The 17,510-nt window shown below is 56.8% G+C and carries 15 protein-coding genes and 1 other RNA gene; 6 read left to right on the top strand and 10 right to left on the bottom strand.

What is annotated here, in order from left to right; translation table 11 throughout:
- Positions 1-53: 53 nt before the first annotated feature.
- From IG168_RS02690 to IG168_RS02660, 7 genes are all read right to left on the bottom strand, one after another.
- Positions 54-1,289, bottom strand: coding sequence for a restriction endonuclease subunit S (locus IG168_RS02690; protein ID WP_193161608.1), 1,236 nt, complete (start codon positions 1,287-1,289; stop codon positions 54-56).
- Position 1,290: 1 nt separating this feature from the next.
- The gene (locus IG168_RS02685) at positions 1,291-3,882 is read right to left on the bottom strand and encodes a type I restriction-modification system subunit M (RefSeq protein WP_193161607.1); all 2,592 of its coding nucleotides are present in this window, start codon (positions 3,880-3,882) and stop codon (positions 1,291-1,293) included.
- Between the two features lie 271 nt (positions 3,883-4,153).
- Positions 4,154-4,375, bottom strand: coding sequence for a helix-turn-helix domain-containing protein (locus IG168_RS02680; RefSeq protein ID WP_226876472.1), 222 nt, complete (start codon positions 4,373-4,375; stop codon positions 4,154-4,156).
- A gap of 319 nt (positions 4,376-4,694) precedes the next feature.
- Positions 4,695-5,083: a transfer-messenger RNA gene (gene ssrA / locus IG168_RS02675) on the bottom strand.
- A 98-nt stretch (positions 5,084-5,181) separates the two neighbouring features.
- Entirely contained in the window at positions 5,182-6,546 is a 1,365-nt protein-coding gene (locus IG168_RS02670; RefSeq protein ID WP_193161605.1) for a sodium-dependent transporter, read from the bottom strand.
- An 83-nt stretch (positions 6,547-6,629) separates the two neighbouring features.
- The gene (smpB, locus tag IG168_RS02665) at positions 6,630-7,109 is read right to left on the bottom strand and encodes an SsrA-binding protein SmpB (protein ID WP_193161604.1); all 480 of its coding nucleotides are present in this window, start codon (positions 7,107-7,109) and stop codon (positions 6,630-6,632) included.
- Between the two features lie 9 nt (positions 7,110-7,118).
- Positions 7,119-8,546 carry a sodium-dependent transporter gene (locus IG168_RS02660; RefSeq protein WP_193161603.1) on the bottom strand — a complete coding sequence of 476 codons (1,428 nt, stop codon included), beginning with the start codon at positions 8,544-8,546 and terminating at the stop codon, positions 7,119-7,121.
- Between the two features lie 197 nt (positions 8,547-8,743).
- Here IG168_RS02660 and IG168_RS02655 point away from each other — a divergent pair, with 197 nt between their 5' ends.
- The gene (locus IG168_RS02655; RefSeq protein WP_193161602.1) at positions 8,744-9,184 is read left to right on the top strand and encodes a type II toxin-antitoxin system RatA family toxin; all 441 of its coding nucleotides are present in this window, start codon (positions 8,744-8,746) and stop codon (positions 9,182-9,184) included.
- Positions 9,181-9,516 (top strand): RnfH family protein, encoded by a 336-nt coding sequence (locus IG168_RS02650; protein WP_193161601.1) that lies wholly within the window; start codon positions 9,181-9,183, stop codon positions 9,514-9,516. The genes IG168_RS02655 and IG168_RS02650 overlap by 4 nt, the downstream gene beginning before the upstream one ends.
- A 27-nt stretch (positions 9,517-9,543) precedes the next feature.
- On the opposite strand, the gene IG168_RS02645 is transcribed toward IG168_RS02650, so the two are convergent.
- Complete coding sequence (locus tag IG168_RS02645) at positions 9,544-9,891, bottom strand: outer membrane protein assembly factor BamE (protein WP_193161600.1); 348 nt, start codon at positions 9,889-9,891, stop codon at positions 9,544-9,546.
- 355 nt (positions 9,892-10,246) lie between these two features.
- Here IG168_RS02645 and fur point away from each other — a divergent pair, with 355 nt between their 5' ends.
- Positions 10,247-10,657 carry a ferric iron uptake transcriptional regulator gene (gene fur / locus IG168_RS02640; protein ID WP_193161599.1) on the top strand — a complete coding sequence of 137 codons (411 nt, stop codon included), beginning with the start codon at positions 10,247-10,249 and terminating at the stop codon, positions 10,655-10,657.
- A gap of 61 nt (positions 10,658-10,718) precedes the next feature.
- Here fur and IG168_RS02635 read toward each other — a convergent pair whose 3' ends face one another.
- Entirely contained in the window at positions 10,719-11,315 is a 597-nt protein-coding gene (locus tag IG168_RS02635; RefSeq protein ID WP_193161598.1) for a 1-acyl-sn-glycerol-3-phosphate acyltransferase, read from the bottom strand.
- 133 nt (positions 11,316-11,448) lie between these two features.
- Positions 11,449-13,116 carry a DNA repair protein RecN gene (recN, locus tag IG168_RS02630; RefSeq protein ID WP_193161597.1) on the bottom strand — a complete coding sequence of 556 codons (1,668 nt, stop codon included), beginning with the start codon at positions 13,114-13,116 and terminating at the stop codon, positions 11,449-11,451.
- 261 nt (positions 13,117-13,377) lie between these two features.
- Between recN and grpE the strand changes: the two genes are divergently transcribed.
- The 3 genes from grpE (at position 13,378) to dnaJ (ending at position 17,460) form a co-directional block, all read left to right on the top strand.
- Positions 13,378-14,010 carry a nucleotide exchange factor GrpE gene (gene grpE, locus IG168_RS02625; RefSeq protein ID WP_193161596.1) on the top strand — a complete coding sequence of 211 codons (633 nt, stop codon included), beginning with the start codon at positions 13,378-13,380 and terminating at the stop codon, positions 14,008-14,010.
- Between the two features lie 146 nt (positions 14,011-14,156).
- On the top strand, positions 14,157-16,097 hold the full coding sequence (gene dnaK, locus IG168_RS02620) for a molecular chaperone DnaK (RefSeq protein WP_193161595.1): 1,941 nt from the start codon (positions 14,157-14,159) through the stop codon (positions 16,095-16,097).
- A 238-nt stretch (positions 16,098-16,335) separates the two neighbouring features.
- Entirely contained in the window at positions 16,336-17,460 is a 1,125-nt protein-coding gene (gene dnaJ, locus IG168_RS02615) for a molecular chaperone DnaJ (protein WP_193161594.1), read from the top strand.
- Positions 17,461-17,510 lie beyond the last annotated feature (50 nt).

Genomic DNA, 17,510 nt, shown 5'->3' with positions numbered 1-17,510 from the left:
ACGCCTGCTCAAATTCCGCTTCGGTTTTAAAGGTGGTCATGGCTTGCTCCCTGCTAGACAAACATTTTGCTCAAGCAGGCTTGCTTGATGTTATTGAGTTTGGTGATTTGTTGTTGGTGTTGGTTGATTAGGGTGTCGAGCTTTTGGAAGTAGTTTCCGATGGCTGCTTGTTCGTCATCGCCTGGAAACATAAAGACCATGTTATTGAAGGCGCCATTGGTGATCTGGTTTATAGTTGCCCCCAAGTTTTTTTCAACCTCTGCTGTAAATTGACTAGTATCAAATAAGGCATTTATAAACCCAGGCTGCTTACTTCTAATTCCTGTCATAAATGCTCCAATGACAGTGTTTTTCATGCCTGAAGTTACTTGCGCATGTTTTCCAATTAAGGATCTTGATCCGTTACGAACGACAACAATGACGTCACCTTTTTTCACATTGCTACAATTAACCACTTCAGGGTCGACGTAAACGTTATCCGCTTGAACTAGTTGGCCGTTTTTTACATTTGATGAGCGAATTACAAATGTCCCTTCTTTGCGAATATCTTTAGGTGAGTACGTTAGTCCACTAAAAAGTTCGACTTCACTATTTAGCTCCTTCTCCGACCACTCCCCACTAAACCCTTTAAAGCGGATTTCTGGAATGGTTTCGCCTTGTTTGGGGAACATCTTTTCCAGCATGGCTTGTTTAATATTGCTGAGCTTGTCATGCTTTTGTTGGTGTTGGTTGATTAGGTTGTCGATTTTTTGGAAGTAGTTGCCGATGGCGGTTTGTTCTTCGTTGTCGCAAGTATTTATTGGGGTTGATTTCGCTTGCTCAATTGTGTAGTGGGCAATGGTTCCTGTATGGGAGATGCTTTTAATGTACTGTCTGAAGGGTTGGCTTAAGAGAAAAGCATATAGAAAATAGCCATCGAACTTTTTATTGTTCTTTAGCCAAAGCAAATCTGCATCTTTGAAATATAAGGGATCGTCGTTCGGCACTAGGTAAGGAATGCCAATCGAGCCGCCACCCGTTATAAGTAGATCGTCTTTTGTTACCTTGCCAATTTTTTCAGATAGACCTTGATAAACCTCTTGAGAAATGTAAGCCTTAGTGTTTTTCGCCCCCTTGTAAATAGATACAACATCGCTCGTTCTAAAAAATGGGACACCTGCTTCCGTCCATTGCTCTTTATGAACTCGCGCGGCAGATCTAATATCTATTAAACCACCTAGATAATTTTCGATCCATTCGCCACTAAACCCTTTAAACCGAATCTCAGGCACATTCTTATACACACTCATCTTATTCGCCCTTCAATAAGCTGGTGAGTTCCGCCAAGCCCTGCATATCAAACTCATTACCGGTGAGTTCGCCTAACATCTCCGACAAATCTTGCTCGGTGGTTTTAATTTCATTCGCTACTTGCGAATAAGTCACTGCGTATTTATCGGCAAGCGCTTGTACTTGGCTGGTGATCTGGGTAATCACTGCGTTGGGCATTGCCGCTAATGCATTGCACAGCGGCGTTATCCATTTCAGGTGCAGCAATTCATTGGCTTGCGCATCCGTTAAACCTTCTATGGTGGTTTTGGTTTTTAAGTGCAGTGACGTAGCGGCGTCTTTAACCGATTTTTTCAGGGCTTTTTCTTCGTCGATTAATTTTCTGGCTTGAATGATTTTGGCTTCGTAGCTTTCAGTGTCAAACTTTTGTTTGTTATTTTTTTGTTCTTTCAAAAAGGTTTTAGCCGCTTTGCCCACTTCGGCATTGGCAAAGCCATCTTTACTTTCTTTTACGGTGTCTTGCTCTTTTTCTTCCTCAGAGAGTGATTCCAGAATTTCTTCTAAGCGGCTTGCGATTTCCGCCAGGCGGTTTTCTTGCTTGGCGAGTGCGGCCAAGTCGTCACTTAAATGGGTTTGTTGCACTAACTCAAACGGCAGTATGTGGCCTTTCCAGCCGTCTTGTACTTCTGTGTCTTTGCCGTCTTTCCTTTTTATGACCATATTCGGGTCAACTTGTTTAGTGGCGGCAAAGCCTTCGGTTTGCATCATTTCCAAGTCGGCGCAGATGGTTTGCCATTGGTTGTTGAGAAATTGGTAGGCGTGGTATTTGTCAATTAAGGTAATTCTGCTTAAGCGCGTAAATAGCTCTACGCTTAAATCGGCCTCGATCTGATTGCGGTTTGCCGTTTGCCAGCCCTGAATCAAAACGGTGTCTAAGTGTTTATCAAACCCATTAAAGGCTTGTGTATAAGCCTGAATAAATCTCAGTACTTGCGGGTGCTGGCTTATGGTGGCATTTACCGCGTCTTTGGCAGGTGTCAGTTCACTGTAAGCGGCTGATTTTGGCGTAAATAATGCGCTGTGCAATTGCGGCAAGGCTTGCCAGTAATCTTGCAACTGGGCAATTTCGCTATTGGGTATGCCGCCTAACATGGTGGCGTGTAAATCCCAGCTTTCGGCAGCGGAGGAGGAATCCACATAGCGGGGAATGTTAATGTTGTAGCCGTTGTCGCGCAGGGTTTGCTTGCTCACCACTTGCGAAAATTTCGGGTGGCTTTCGCGGTGAATCACGGCATCCACAATGCGTTTGATATCGCTGGCTTGCAGTTTGTTGTTTTTGCCTTCTTTTATAAAGTTTTTGGAGGCATCCACAATCAGCACATCATTATTTTGCCGTTTCTGTTTGAGCACCAAAATCACGGTCGGAATGCCGGTGCCAAAAAAGATATTGGCGGGCAGGCCGATAATGGCATCAATGTGGTCGCTCTCAATCAGCTGCTTGCGAATTTCGCCTTCTTCACCACCCCTGAAGAGCACGCCGTGGGGCAAGACAATGGTCATAATGCCATCTGGCTTTAGGTGATAAAGGTCGTGCAGTAAAAAGGCGAAATCGGCTTTGGTTTTGGGGGCTAGGCCAAACCGCGAATAGCGTGGGTCATTTTCTTTGTGGCTTGGATCCCACTGCTGTGAGTAGGGTGGGTTAGAGACCACGGCATTCACATACAGAGCCTGGTAAGTGCCTTGCGGGTCGTTTTCGTCAAAATAAGGCCAGTCGTCTTCCAGTGTATCGCCATTGCGGGTTTTTATGTTGTTGGCTTTTATGCCACGCATGATCAGGTTCATACGCGTCAGGTTGTAGGTGTTGGCCTTGAGCTCTTGGGCGTAATAGGTAATGCTGTCTTTGTTTTTGGCGTATTTTGTAACGGCTTCACCGATATTGATTAGCAGCGAGCCAGAGCCGGAAGTCGGGTCGTAAATTTCAATGGTGTCTTTATGTTGTAACTCGTGTGCAATGATGTGTGACATCAGTACCGAGACTTCGTGCGGAGTGTAAAACTCACCGGCCTTTTTACCGGCATTGGCGGCGAACTTTTCAATCAGGTATTCGTAAATGTAACCCAGTACGTCGTAGCCTTGCTTGCCATTCATGGGGATGCTTTTAATCAGGTGCAGCAAGTCACTGATGGCTTTGGTGCGTTTTCCGGCGCTTTCGCCGAGTTTGCTTAAGCCGGTTTCGAGGGTGGTGAAAATGCCTTCAAACAGTTTTTTGTGATTGGGGGATATCAGGCGGCTAAAGGCGGAGAGTGCATCGCGCACATTGGATTCATCAAAGTTAGATGTTGGATCTATCCAGGTCGAAAAAAGGTTGTTGTAGGCAATAAAGTAACCCAGGTTGCTTTGCACAAATTCTACCGTTTCGGCATCGCTTTCATTGAGGGCTTTAATGTCCTCGGCCGTCATGCCTTGGGCACTTACAAATTGGACCAGCTGGTCGCTTAAGTATTTGTAGAAAATAAAACCGAGTATGTAGTCTTTATATTCATTTGCTTCAATTTTGGAGCGCATCTGGTTGGCGGATTCCCAGATTTTGGCGGCGAGTTGTTGTTTGTTCATGTTCTGTATTTTCTCTTAGGCTTCGGTAGCTTCAGGGGGCGCGTTTTGGCTAAAAGGCCTAACGCGGCGCTTGGAAAGTTGCTTGCATCATCTCGGCGGATAGGCTCGGTTTAGCACCAGAGTCGCGTTGGTATTGATGTCTGGTTCTATGACCCAAGCTTGATATGCAATGGGCGATAGAAACCTTTGATTCATTGGGCCGTTACCGGCGTATCGACCATTTTCTATCGCCATGAAGAGAGCGATAGCGCTTGGCTCGGCTGGCGGTACATTATTGGGTTTTGGGACCGTTTTCCGGTTGGTCATCGGCGCCGCCTTCGCGAACCCATTCGTCCACTTCTGACAGCTGGAATTTCCACAGTCGGCCGATTTTGTGCGCGGGCAACCCCTTGCGTTCGCGCCAGCGGTAAATGGTGTCTTTCGCTACGCCCAGATGTTGGGCGACTTGTTCGGCAGTAACCCACGGTTCAGCAGTCATGGCAATTGCATCCAGCTTAAAGCCCTAAAGTCGTCTTAAATCGTCAGCAGTCTAACGAAAAGTTAATTTAGCGGCCAGCATTAGGGCTTGATCCTTGGGGGGCGATGCGGGGAAATTGATGTTGTACAAATAGTGGGAATAATGAGAATTTCGGATTCTGGAAGTCCGTATGGCGGGAGTGATTCGTCGCTGCGCTCCTCACCCCTGCGGGGCAGGCGGTGGCTGTCTTAGCGCGCTGCGCGCGTTGATCGAACCCGGCGCTGTTGCGTTCCACTGCCGATAGCTCGCCAAATTAAAAAGGCCCGTTACCTTGCGGTAACGGGCCTTTTTAATTTGGTGGAGATGGCGGGAGTCGAACCCGCGTCCGTCAGCACTCTGCCAGAGGCTCTACATGCTTAGTTCCGCCTATTGATTTAACTCTATACAGCCCAGCGGGCAGGACGTTAAGAGCGAGCCTGAATAAGTTTTAGGCCATCCACGTCAGGCACGCTTCAGGACGATCCAGTTCTGTATGACAGCCTGCAGCGCGGTACTGGAACCTTACTGAAGGCCGCTAAGGGCGAACCCTTAGTTAGTGCTTCGCGGACTGCTTACGCAGCCAGTTGGGCACCGTAGTTGTCGTCGTTGGCAACTAATAAAATGCAGCTTTGGATTTACGTGATTCGCTACCCTCACGGCATGCACCCATGGTTTCGTCACCGGCGTCGAATCCAAGTCATCCCCGGAAAGAAACTCACTTGTGTCAGGTAATTATACCCGAAAACGGCCGCAAACAATACCTGTGTATGGCTGTCTGCGGCTGTCTGGTCATTATTGCTGTGCTAGCCGACCAGCCCCTGGGAGACGGCAAAGGCGGCCAGGATCAGCAGGGGGCAGACGATTCGCACATACCAGGGCCAGATCTTCCAGAACAGGGTCCGCTCGATATCCTCGTGTCCCTTCTGCAGCTCTGTCAGCAACTGGTCGCGGCGCCAGATCCAGCCGGCGAACACGCACAGAACCACGCCCAGCAGTGGCTGGCCGTACTCCGTGCTGACGCGGGCAATCATCGTCAGGGGATCGTCGGAGTTGTAAACGTTGAAGATGATCATGTTGCTGAGCGCAAAGATGATGAGCCCCATCAGTAATGTGGCCGGTTTGCGCTTCATACCCAGGTTTTCGATCGAAAAGGCCACCGGCACTTCCAGCATGGAGATGGAGGAAGTCAGGGAAGCGATAACCATCAGTGCGAAGAAGGCGATGGCCACAAACATGCCGGCAGTGCCCATGCTGTCAAACAGCGCTGGCAGAACCTGCAGGATCAGGCCCGGGCCTGCGATCAGTTCCCCGCTGGCAGAGAAGATCTGTGTGCCGGCTTCCTGCGCGACATACATGGCGGGCAGGATCAGCAGCCCGGCGGTGAAGGCGATGCCCACGTCGATCAGTGTCACCATGGCGCCAAGGCGCGGGAGGCTCTCCTGCTGGCTGAGGTAGGAGCCGTAGATCAGCATGGTGCCAACCCCCAGGGACAGGGAGAAGAATGCCTGCCCCATGGCGGAGATCATCAGTTCCGGGGTGAACTGGCTGAAGTCCGGCATCAGGTAGACCTCGAGCCCCTTCATGGCGCCGTCCTGGGTCAGTACGTACGCGATCAGGAGCAGGAGCAGGATGATCAGTGCGGGCATCAGCACCGTAGACCAGCGCTCGATACCTTTTTCCACGCCGCTGGCAATGATCAGCATGGTGAAACCGCTGAAGATGGCGGTGAAGGTCAGGTTGCGAGCGGGGCTGTCGCCGGTGAGCCAGTCCGTGATATGGCTGGCGCCGACCAGCGAGGCAAATGGCTCTACCAGGTAGGCAACCATCCAGCCGGCGACGATGGCGTAAAAACTGAGGATCAGCGAGGCGACGAGGATGCCTCCGAGGCCGGCAACGGTGCCGACAAAACGGCTTATGGGCCCGGTGGCAATGCCGCGCAGGGCCTGCACCATATTGCGGCGCGCATGGCGGCCAATGGTCAGTTCGGCCATCAGGGCCGGGTAGGCGAGCAGGAAGGCCAGGATCAGGTAGACCACCACAAAGGCGGCGCCGCCGTTGCCGGCGGCCTTGGTGGGAAAGCCCCAGATATTGCCGAGGCCAACGGCGGATCCCGCCGCGGCCATCAGGAAGCCGATGTTGGAGCTGAATTGTCCTCGCGGTGCACTCATAGTCACTCTCTTCGTTATTCTTCTCTGTTATTGCGTTCCCGGAACCGCGCGGTATCCGGGTATTTCCGGCGGAGCCGGTGGAATCAGCGGTTCTCAGTGCGCATCAGGCGCTGTTTCTCGCGGTTCCAGTCGCGCGACTTTTCCGTATCGCGCTTGTCGTGCATGGCCTTGCCCTTCGCCAGGGCAATCTCACACTTGATCAGGTGTTTTTTCCAGTAAAGCGCGGTGGCCACCACGGTGTGGCCCTTTTGTTCCACCGCCGCGATCAGTTTGGACAGCTCGCGCTTGTTGAGCAGCAGCCGGCGAGTGCGATCTGGTTCGGTGACGAAGTGGGTCGAGGCGCTCGGCAGCGGCTGGATGCGCGCACCCAGCAGCCAGGCCTCACCATTTTTAAAGATCACGTAGCTGTCGGTGAGCTGTGCCTTGCCCTCGCGACAGCTCTTTACTTCCCAGCCCTGCAGCTCCAGGCCCGCCTCGAACTTCTCCTCGATGAAGTAGTCGTGACGCGCCTTCTTGTTGAGGGCGATGGTGTTGGAAGTCGGTGCCTTTTTCTTTTTGGCCATGAATACAACTTAAATTAAATCTAGCAGGTTGATGCCGAAGAACTTCAGGGCAACCGTATTGACGAAGACCAGGAACAGGATCAACGGAATAAAGGTGCCCAGGGAGAAGTTGACATATTTCTGTGAGAAGGAGCCGGCGAACGTGGGGTCGCCATCCTGCAGTTCCCGATCGAGGTTCACGCGCTTCCACTTGTAGATCACGAACAGGCAGATCAGCAGGCCGTTCAGCGGCAAAATAGTATCGTAGAACACCAGCTCGATCAGGTCGAAGAAGGATTTTCCCTGCCCGGCAATGTGGGTAAGGTTGGTGAACCAGTCCACCATGCCAAAGGAAACCGCACAGCCGATGGCCAGCACAAATTGTACCGCGCCCACGGTGTAAATGGCCTTCTTGCGCTCCATGCCACGCTCGTCGCGCAGGGTAGCCAGCGGCACCTCGATGATGGAAACCAGGGAGGTCAGTGCGGCTACCAGTACCAGGAAGAAGAACACGGCGGCGAAGGCGCTGGCCCCGAAGTAGCCGACGCTGTCCTGCAGCGCGAGGAAGATCTTCGGCAGGAACAGGAAGATCATGCCGGCGGAGGAGTCGCTCAGATCGGCCGGGTCGATCTGTGGGTTAAAGTGAAAAATGCTCGGCAGAATCAGCAGGCCGGCGATAAATGCTACCAATGTGTCAGTCACCGCGACCGCCCGGGCGGAGCCGGGGATCGAGTCGTGTTTCTTCATGTAGGAGCCATAGGTGATCATGATCCCCATGCCCAATGATAGTGAGAAAAAGGCCTGGGCCATGGCCTTGCTGACCACCGAGGCGTCGATCTTGCCGAAATCCGGGATCAGGTAATACTTGACCCCGAGCACTGCGTTTTCGCGGGTGAGTACGAAGATCACCAGCAGCACCAGCATCACGAATAGCATCGGCATCAGGGTTTTCGCTGCGCGCTCGATGCCGTCCTTTACGCCGAGGGCGAGGATGCCGTTGATCATCAACATCAGGATCACAAGGAAAACAAACACCAGTGGTGAGTTGATGAACTGGGTGAAATAACCCTCTGTGGTCAGTTGATCCAGATTACCCATGACGATTTCTACCAGGTAGCCCAGTACCCAGACGGTGACCACGAGGTAGAAGACCGCAATCATGAAAGGGGTAATCAGCGCGAGCCAGCCGGGGATATGCCACATCCGGGAGTTGCCAGACATCTGGCGGTAGGCACCCACCGGGTCCTTGTCGGATTTGCGGCCGAGAGCGAGCTCCGCCATCATCACCGGCAGGCAGACAAAGAACACGAATATGGCATATACCACCAGGAAGGCGCCGCCGCCGCTCTTGGTGGCGGCCACCGGAAATGAAACCAGGTTTCCGATGCCGACGGCGGATCCCGCTGCTGCCAGGATAAACCCGAGGCGTGATCCAAAATGTTCTCTCGCTGCGGCCATAGTATTCTCGCTTGCCTGTTATTCTTGTCGAGTGAGTAACCGGGAGCCTCTGGCGGACCCTTGCAGTCCGGGGGCGCCGGCTAAAAAATGCGATTGTTGCAGGAATTGCGGTGCTTGAGTAGCGTCGTCGGGCAAAATCGCCCGCTCGCCCGGCAATAAAGGCAAAATTGCCGGCAGTATTGGAATAAGCAGGAACAATGACTGAAATAGAGCGTAGTGCGCTGGTGATGTTCAGCGCGGAACAGATGTTCGACCTGGTCAATGATGTGGCCAGTTATCCGCAGTTTTTACCCGGTTGTCGCGGTGCAGAAATTTTGTACAGCGATGCGCAGACTCTTGAGGCCCGCCTCGAATTGTCCCGCGCTGGTATTCGCCAGAGTTTTGTCACCCGCAACGAACTGGAGCCTCCGCAGCGCATGACCCTGACGCTGGTGGACGGCCCCTTCGAACAATTTACCGGGCTGTGGCAATTTACCCCACTGGCCCCAGACGCGTGCAAAGTGAGTTTTTCCCTGGCATTCAGCCTGAAGAACCGATTGGTGGCGGCAGCTGCGGGCAAGCTGTTCAGCGACTTGGCTAACCAGATGGTCGGCGCTATGTGCGCGCGCGCCGAAGAAATATACGGAAGCAAGCAATGACGGACATCAAGACGATCGCAGTGGAAGTGGTCTATGCGCTACCGCACGAGCAGCGGTTGATTCGCCTGTTGGTGAAGCCGGGCACCACGGCGCTGGAGGCACTGGTGCGCTCGGGAATTCCGGAGGAGTATCCGGAAGTGGATCCTGCCGGTGCCAGGCTGGGTATCTTCGGCCAGGCCCTCGGCACCAAGGGGCTGGCGCCGGCGGATCAGTATGTGCTGCAGCCCGGTGATCGGGTCGAAGTCTACCGCCCGCTGATCGCCGATCCCAAAGAGGCGCGAAAACAGCGCGCGGAAAAGGCCAAGCGTCAGGCGCAGCAACAGCAACAATAAACCGGCCCCAGAGGGCCGGATTGGAAGTTACTGGGGCCAGCCGGCTGGCTGCCAGTCACCGCTGGTGGCGATCAGAATGTCGCCATTGAAGTAGACCGTGAAGCGCTTTTCGGTCACCTTGCCTTTGGGGTCGCGCAGTCGATTGATGTAATCCCAGCGATTGGGATTAAAGGTGTCCTCGACCAGTGAGGTGCCCATTACAAAGCGTACCTGGCGGCGGGTCATGCCGGGTTTCAGCTGGTCGACCATCTCCTGGGTGACAATATTGCCCTGCTGCACCGGGATGCGGTGTACGCCCGGAAACTTGAACAGGCTGCAGGCGCCGAGCAGGGCGCAGAGGCCAGCGATGGCGAGGATTTTCAGGGAAGACGGCATTCATTGCTCCATTTTTGGCTTCTTAGTCAGCGGGGTTCTCGCCCGAATCTGGGCTGGTACACGGTGGGCCGCGCGCCGGATGTTTACGGTTAAACAGAATAGGCGCCTGGCGGCTGGGAAAGTTCCCCGGCAGCTGTCCGACCGCTCGGAACTGCCGCTGAATGACCCGCGAGGGCCTGGGGTTCCGCTGACTCCGCTGAACGTGGGATAATACCCGAAGTGTTTGCGCGCTGACAGACACCTTTTGAGCGTGTCGGGCGCGGCCGCGATCTGCGAAGCGGATGGCAGCGGTGCGTTGCGCGAACAGTAAAGATAACGAAGAACTCTAGAAAATCCTGCCGGGAAAAACTTATTCATGCCTAACGAAAATCAGGAACTGCGCAAAGCCGGCCTTAAAGTCACATTGCCGCGGGTAAAGATCCTGCAACTGCTGGAAAACGCCAGTGAACAACATCTGAGCGCCGAAGATGTCTACAAGATGCTGCTGGATGCGGGTGAAGATGTCGGCCTGGCAACGGTGTACCGGGTGCTGACCCAGTTCGAGAGTGCCGGCCTGGTCATTCGCCACAACTTCGATGGCGGCCACTCGGTATTCGAGCTGGATCGCGGCGATCACCACGACCATATGGTCTGCACTGATACCGGTAAGGTGATCGAGTTTCACAATGATGAGATCGAGAAGTTGCAGCAGCAGATTGCCGAAGAGCACGGTTACGAGCTGACCGGCCACAGCCTGGTGCTTTATGTGACGAAAAAAGAAGGCTGATTACTTTCAGCTGCAATGCAAAACGGGGCCCGCAGGCCCCGTTTTTCTATCTGTGTGTCAGCTACGCCACCGGCGGCGTATAGCGCTCGGGAAACTTGCCGACCTTGTCGGCGTAGAAGTCGCGGAAGCGCACCAGTTCCGCAGCCAGATCCCGACCCATTTCCATCGCCGGGCCCAAGCCCACTTCCTTCTTGGCAAAATTGATAAAGCCACAGACCACCGGCACGGCTGCGCCGCGGGCGATATGGTAGAAGCCGGTCTTCCAGCGCTCCGCCGCGCCGCGGGTACCTTCCGGCGGCACCGCTACGACCAGCGCATCGCTCTTGTTGAACTGTTCCACAGTGGCTTCCACCAGGTTGTTCGACTTGCTGCGGTCCACCGCGATACCGCCGAACCAGCGCATGGTGCCCCCCAGCGGGAACTTGAACAGTTTGTCCTTGCCCATCCACTGGGGCACCAGACCGAGCTTGAGTGCGGTGAGAATAAAGTAGTAGCCGTCCCAGTTGGTGGTGTGGGGCGCACCCAGCAGCACGTACTTCTTCAGTTTCAGTGCCTGCTGGTCGGCGACCACGCGCCAGCCGTGCAGCTTGAGCAGCAGTCGGGCGAGCTGGCGCAGCAGCGGTGTCACAATGGGCGTATTGAAAATCGTTCTTTGCATGGGTCGGTTCGAAATTGCTCAAAGCGCTGCAGTATAGGGTGACCTTTGCTGCAGTTCCCGGTCATTTTCGGTCTTTTCCCCTGCTATTCCGCCCACTTTTTGTGAACAGCCAGTCGACGGTTGGGGCCCGGTACTAGGCGCGGGACAGCATTTCCTCCGCATGGGCCAGAGACTGGGCTGTGGTCTCACCGCCGAGCATGCGTGCGACTTCTTCCCGGCGATCGCCATTTTTCAGCTCGCGCAGGGACACAAATGCCGCCTCGCCATCGCTGTGCTTCTCCACCAGATACTGGCGGTGGGCGCGGGCTGCCACCTGGGCCAGGTGGGTGACACAGATGACCTGGCCGGCGCGGCCGTTGCGGGTTTCCCCCAGCTGGCGCAGCAGGCGCCCAACCACATCGCCGGTGGCGCCCCCGATGCCGACGTCCACCTCGTCGAACACCAGGGTCGGTGTGCGCGAAGTCTGGGCCGTCACCACCTGGATTGCCAGGCTGACCCGCGACAGTTCACCACCGGACGCGATCTTGCCGAGTGGCCGTGGCGGCTGGCCCGGGTTGGTTGAAATCAGGATCTCCACCTCTTCGAGCCCGCTGGCGGCCGGGTTCTCGAGGGATTGCAGTGCCAGTTCGACCCGCGCGTGGGGCATGGCCAGGTCTGCCAGCTGGGCATTGACGGCTTCGGCCAGGCGCAGGGCGGCGTCTGCGCGGAGTGCGCTCAGTTTGGCGGCAGTGGCGCGGAACTGCTGTTCCAGCTTCTCGCACTCGGTAGCGAGCCGGTCGAGGGCATCCGGTGCGCCGATTTCGTCCAGTTCGGTCTGCAGTTGCTGCTGTAGCTGCGGTAGTTCGTCGGGTTGTACGCGGTGCTTGCGCGCCGTCTGGTAAATGGCGCTGAGGCGTTCCTCCACCTCGGCCAGGCGCTCCGGATCCATCTCGAAACCGTCGATATGTCGGGACAGGGTGCCGGCGGCCTCATCCACCTGGATGCGCGCGCTGTCGAGCATCTGCGCCACCTCCGCCAGCGCCGGCGACTGTTCGGGCATTGCCGACATCAGTTGCAGGGCGCGGTGCAGTTGCTCGGCGATATCGCCTTCACCGCCGGACAGCATTGCTGCCAGCTGATAACTGCCGCTCAGGATTTCGCCGGCATTGGCCAGAGTGCGCTGCTCGCTCTCCAGCTCCTCGATTTCTCCCGCCTGCAGGTTCAGCTGCTCCAGCTCTTCCAGCTGGTACTCGAGCAGGTCGCGACGGGCCTGGGTTTCCTCCGCGCTGTCGGCCAGGGCGCGGTAGCGGCGGTACTGGTCGCGCCAGCTCTTGAAGTGAATGCGGGTCTCGGCGGCCAGTTCCTGGGCCTGGGCGTACTCATCCAGCAGGCGCCGGTGGGTGTCCTTCTTCAGCAGGGACTGGTGCTCGTGCTGGCTGTGGATATCGATCAGTTGCTCGCCCAGGGCGCGGAGCTGCAGTAGCGTCACTGGCTGGCCATTGATATAGGCACGGGAGCGGCCATCGGCACCGATGACGCGGCGCAGGATCACCTCGCGGCCGGCGTCCATTTCCTGTTCTTCCAGCCAGGTGGCGGCTTCCGGGTGGTCACTGATATCGAAGGTCGCGTGAATGTCCGCGCGTTTAGCGCCGGCGCGAACCAGTTCCGCGTTCCCGCGGTCGCCCAGAGCGAGGCCCAGGGCGTCCAGGGTGATGGACTTGCCCGCGCCGGTCTCGCCGGTGAGGGTGCTGGTGCCGGGACCGAATTCCAACTCCAGTTGGTCCACCAGGGTGAATTGGCTGATAGACAGGTGCAGCAACATAGTAATAAGCCGTTTTTATTAGCAGGGCGCTACAGCGCAAATCAGTGGTTATTTATACAGTAATCGTTGCGGGTTCGCCAGCGCTGCCGGCGCACATTAACCTGCGTTGATATTGCCTGTGCGCCGCTACCGGCCGGCGCTGCGGCTCCGATGGGAAAAGACCACTTGAACTACAGGGTCTGAGCCCCATATAGGGGAGCAGTGCCCGCGGTGCGGGCGGATCTATCCAAGTAACTGACAGTCGACGCGACGGAGAAAGCAGTGGCCAGAGAGCGCAGCGAAGAAGATCAGATTGAACAGCCAGAACAGCTGACCGACGAACACACCCCCGAGCCCGAGCCGGTATATACCGCCGAGATCGAGGAGCCGTCCGCCGACGAGCAGCACGACGCGGAGGAGGCCCTGCACGCGGAGGCCGACAGCGCCGAGGCGCTGCACGCGCAAATAGTCGGCCTGCATGAGCAGCTGGTGATCGAGAAGGATATGGCGCTGCGCGCCCAGGCCGAGGCGCAGAATGCCCGCCGCCGCGCGCAGCAGGATGTGGAGCGGGCACACAAGTTCGCCACCGAGAAGTTGCTGCAGGACCTGTTGCCGGTGGTGGACAACCTCGAGCGTGCACTGGCGACCATCGATGCCGGCGACGAGGCCAACAAGGCGATCGTCGAGGGCATCGAGCTGACCCGCAAGTCCTTCGTGGATACCCTGACCAAGCACTCGGTCGAGGTGGTGGACCCGGCCGGAGAGCCCTTCGACCCGGAGTTGCACCAGGCCATGACCCAGGTGCCGAACGGGGATGTGGAGCCGAACACCGTACTGGACGTGTTCCAGAAGGGTTACCGCCTGAACGGCCGACTGGTGCGTCCGGCGATGGTCGTCGTCAGCAAGGCGCCGTGAGGCGCTGTCCGGAGAATCGGGCAAGAGATTGGGCGAAAGCCCCTTGAAATAGTAAGGCCGGCACCAATATAGCTGGCAACACCGAATACAAATGCGCAGCCGAGCCTCCGGGCCGCCGGCGCGAAACACTTACGAGGATTCAACAGATGGGAAAAATTATCGGCATCGACCTGGGTACCACCAACAGCTGCGTCGCAGTTCTGGAAGGTGACAAGGCGCGCGTGATCGAGAACGCCGAGGGCGATCGCACCACGCCGTCCATCGTTGCGTTCACCGACGACAACGAAGTGCTGGTGGGCCAGTCCGCCAAGCGCCAGGCTGTGACTAACCCGCAGAACACCCTGTACGCCGTTAAGCGCCTGATCGGCCGCAAGTTCAAGGACGATGTCGTCCAGAAAGATATCAAGATGGTGCCCTACAGCATCGTCGAAGCCGACAATGGCGACGCCTGGGTAGAAGTGAAGGGCGACAAGAAAGCCCCGCCGCAGATTTCTGCCGAAGTCCTGAAGAAAATGAAAAAGACCGCCGAGGATTTCCTCGGTGAGAAGGTAGACGCTGCGGTGATCACCGTACCGGCCTACTTCAACGATTCCCAGCGCCAGGCCACCAAAGACGCCGGCCGCATTGCCGGTCTGGACGTGAAGCGCATCATCAACGAGCCGACCGCTGCGGCGCTGGCCTACGGCATGGACAAGGCCGGTGGTGACCGCACCATCGCGGTTTACGACCTGGGTGGCGGCACCTTCGATATCTCCATCATCGAAATCGCCGACGTCGACGGCGAGAAACAGTTTGAAGTGCTGTCCACCAACGGTGACACCTTCCTCGGTGGTGAAGACTTCGACCTGCGCCTGATCGACTACCTCGCCGAGCAGTTCAAGAAAGAGCAGGGCATCGACCTGAAAGGCGATCCGCTGGCGATGCAGCGCCTGAAAGAGGCCGCGGAAAAAGCCAAGATCGAGCTGTCCTCCAGCCAGCAGACCGAAGTGAACCTGCCGTATATCACCGCAGACGCCACCGGTCCCAAGCACCTGGTCGTGAAAATGACGCGTGCCAAGCTCGAGAGCCTGGTGGAAGACCTGGTAACCCGCTCCCTGGAGCCGGTAAAAATCGCCCTGAAAGATGCGGACCTGTCTGCTTCCGGTGTGGACGAAGTGATTCTGGTAGGCGGTCAGACCCGCATGCCGATGGTGCAGCAGAAGGTTACCGAGTTCTTCGGCAAAGAGCCGCGCAAAGACGTCAACCCGGACGAAGCGGTGGCTGTGGGCGCTGCGATTCAGGGTGCGGTACTGGGCGGCGACGTCAAGGACGTACTGTTGCTGGACGTGACTCCGCTGACCCTGGGTATCGAAACCATGGGTGGTGTGGCCACCCCGCTGATCGACAAGAACACTACGATCCCGACCAAGAAGTCGCAGACCTTCTCTACGGCTGACGATAACCAGACTGCCGTGACCATTCACGTGGTACAGGGTGAGCGCAAGCAGGCCGCGCAGAACAAGTCCCTGGGGCGTTTCGACCTCGCCGACATTCCGCCGTCTCCGCGCGGTGTGCCGCAGATCGAAGTAACCTTCGATATCGATGCCAACGGTATCCTGCACGTACACGCGAAGGACAAGGCCACCGGCAAAGAGCAGTCCATCGTGATCAAGGCCTCTTCCGGCCTGTCCGAGGAAGAGATCGACAAGATGGTCCAGGATGCCGAGGCTAATGCCGAAGCGGACAAGCAGTTCGAGGAGCTGGTAACCACCCGCAACACTCTCGACGGCCTGATTTCCGCGACCAAGAAAACCCTGGAAGAGGCCGGTGACAAGGCGACTGCCGAAGAGAAGTCCGCGATCGAGGCGGCCATCTCCGAAGCCGAGGAAGCCGTCAAAGGCAACGACAAGGCGGCGATGGAAGCGGCTACCAACAAGCTGACCGAAGCCTCTGGCCCGCTGGCACAGAAGATGTATGCCGAGCAGGCCCAGGCCGCCGGTGGTGCGGAAGGTGCCGCTGGCGCCCAGGCCGAGGAACCGGCTGGTGGTGACGACGCCGTGGACGCCGAATTCGAAGAAGTTAAAGACGACAAGAAAGAAGACAAGTAAGCTCTCGCTTACTTCCCGGCACCTGCGGCTACTGGCCGCGATTGCCGGGGCACCAGGGCGCGGCGCCATTACCAAATCGGCCCCGCGCCCTGTGTTGTTTCAGATCCACCGGTGATTGCGCCCCCAGGGCGACCGGTGGTGACCCCGGATCGGGAGGGACCCGGGGTGTGGCTAGCAACCGGATAGTAAAAGAACAGAGTTTGGCCGGCCGCGAAGCCGGGCCAGAGAACCCATTTTTATGTCGAAACGCGATTATTACGAAGTCCTTGATGTCGATCGGAGTGCCTCGGAAAAGGATCTGAAGAAGGCCTACCGCCGGGTGGCGATGAAATACCACCCGGACCGCAATCCTGACGATAAAGAGGCGGAGAACAAGTTCAAGGAGGCCAACGAGGCCTACGAAGTCCTGTCTGATCCGCAGAAAAAGGCGGCCTACGACCAGTTTGGCCACGCCGGTGTGGAAGGCCAGATGGGCGGCGGTGGCGCCGGTGGCTTCGGCGGTTTCTCCGATATTTTCGGCGACGTCTTCGGCGATATTTTTGGCGGTGGGGGTGGCGGTCGCCGCAGTGGGCCTGCCAGGGGCTCCGACCTGCGCTACGACCTGGAGCTGGACCTGGAAGACGCGGTGCGAGGCACCACGGTCAAGATCCGCGTGCCGACCCTGGCTTCCTGTAATACCTGTCACGGCTCCGGCGCCAAGCCGGGTTCATCGCCGCAGACCTGTGGTACCTGTGGCGGTGTCGGTCAGGTGCGGATGCAGCAGGGCTTTTTCTCTGTACAGCAGACCTGCCCCAACTGTCGCGGTCGCGGAACCATCATTTCCGATCCCTGTGGCAGCTGCCATGGCCGCGGCCGTGTGGAAGAGACCAAGACCCTGTCGGTGAAAGTACCACCGGGCGTCGATACTGGCGACCGTATCCGCCTGTCCGGCGAGGGTGAAGCCGGTCCCGACGGCGGGCCTGCCGGCGACCTGTATGTGCAGGTCGTCGTGCGCGAGCACGAGCTGTTCCAGCGCGATGGCAAGAACCTCTACTGTGAAGTGCCGATCAGTTTTGTGACGGCGGCGCTCGGTGGCGAGCTGGAAGTGCCGACGCTGGACGGCAAGGTCAAGCTGAAGATCCCCGCAGAGAGCCAGACCGGCAAACTGTTCCGCCTGCGCAGCAAGGGCGTGACGCCGGTGCGCGGCGGCGCGCCGGGCGACCTGCTGTGTCGCGTTGTGGTGGAAACCCCGGTCAACCTGTCCGGCAAGCAGAAAGAGTTGCTGGAAGAGTTCGCCGGTACCCTCAGCGAGAAGAAAAACTCGCCGCGTCAGACGGGCTGGTTTGAAGGTGTGAAGAATTTCTTTGGCGATATGAAACTGTAACCGCCATCGATTCGGAAACTTCTCCAAAGAGCGGCCAGTGGCCGCTCTTT

The organism is Microbulbifer hainanensis (assembly GCF_014904735.1).
Lineage (GTDB): Bacteria > Pseudomonadota > Gammaproteobacteria > Pseudomonadales > Cellvibrionaceae > Microbulbifer > Microbulbifer hainanensis.
Note: the sequence above shows the minus strand (reverse complement) of the source record. Positions and strands in the feature narration are given on the sequence as shown.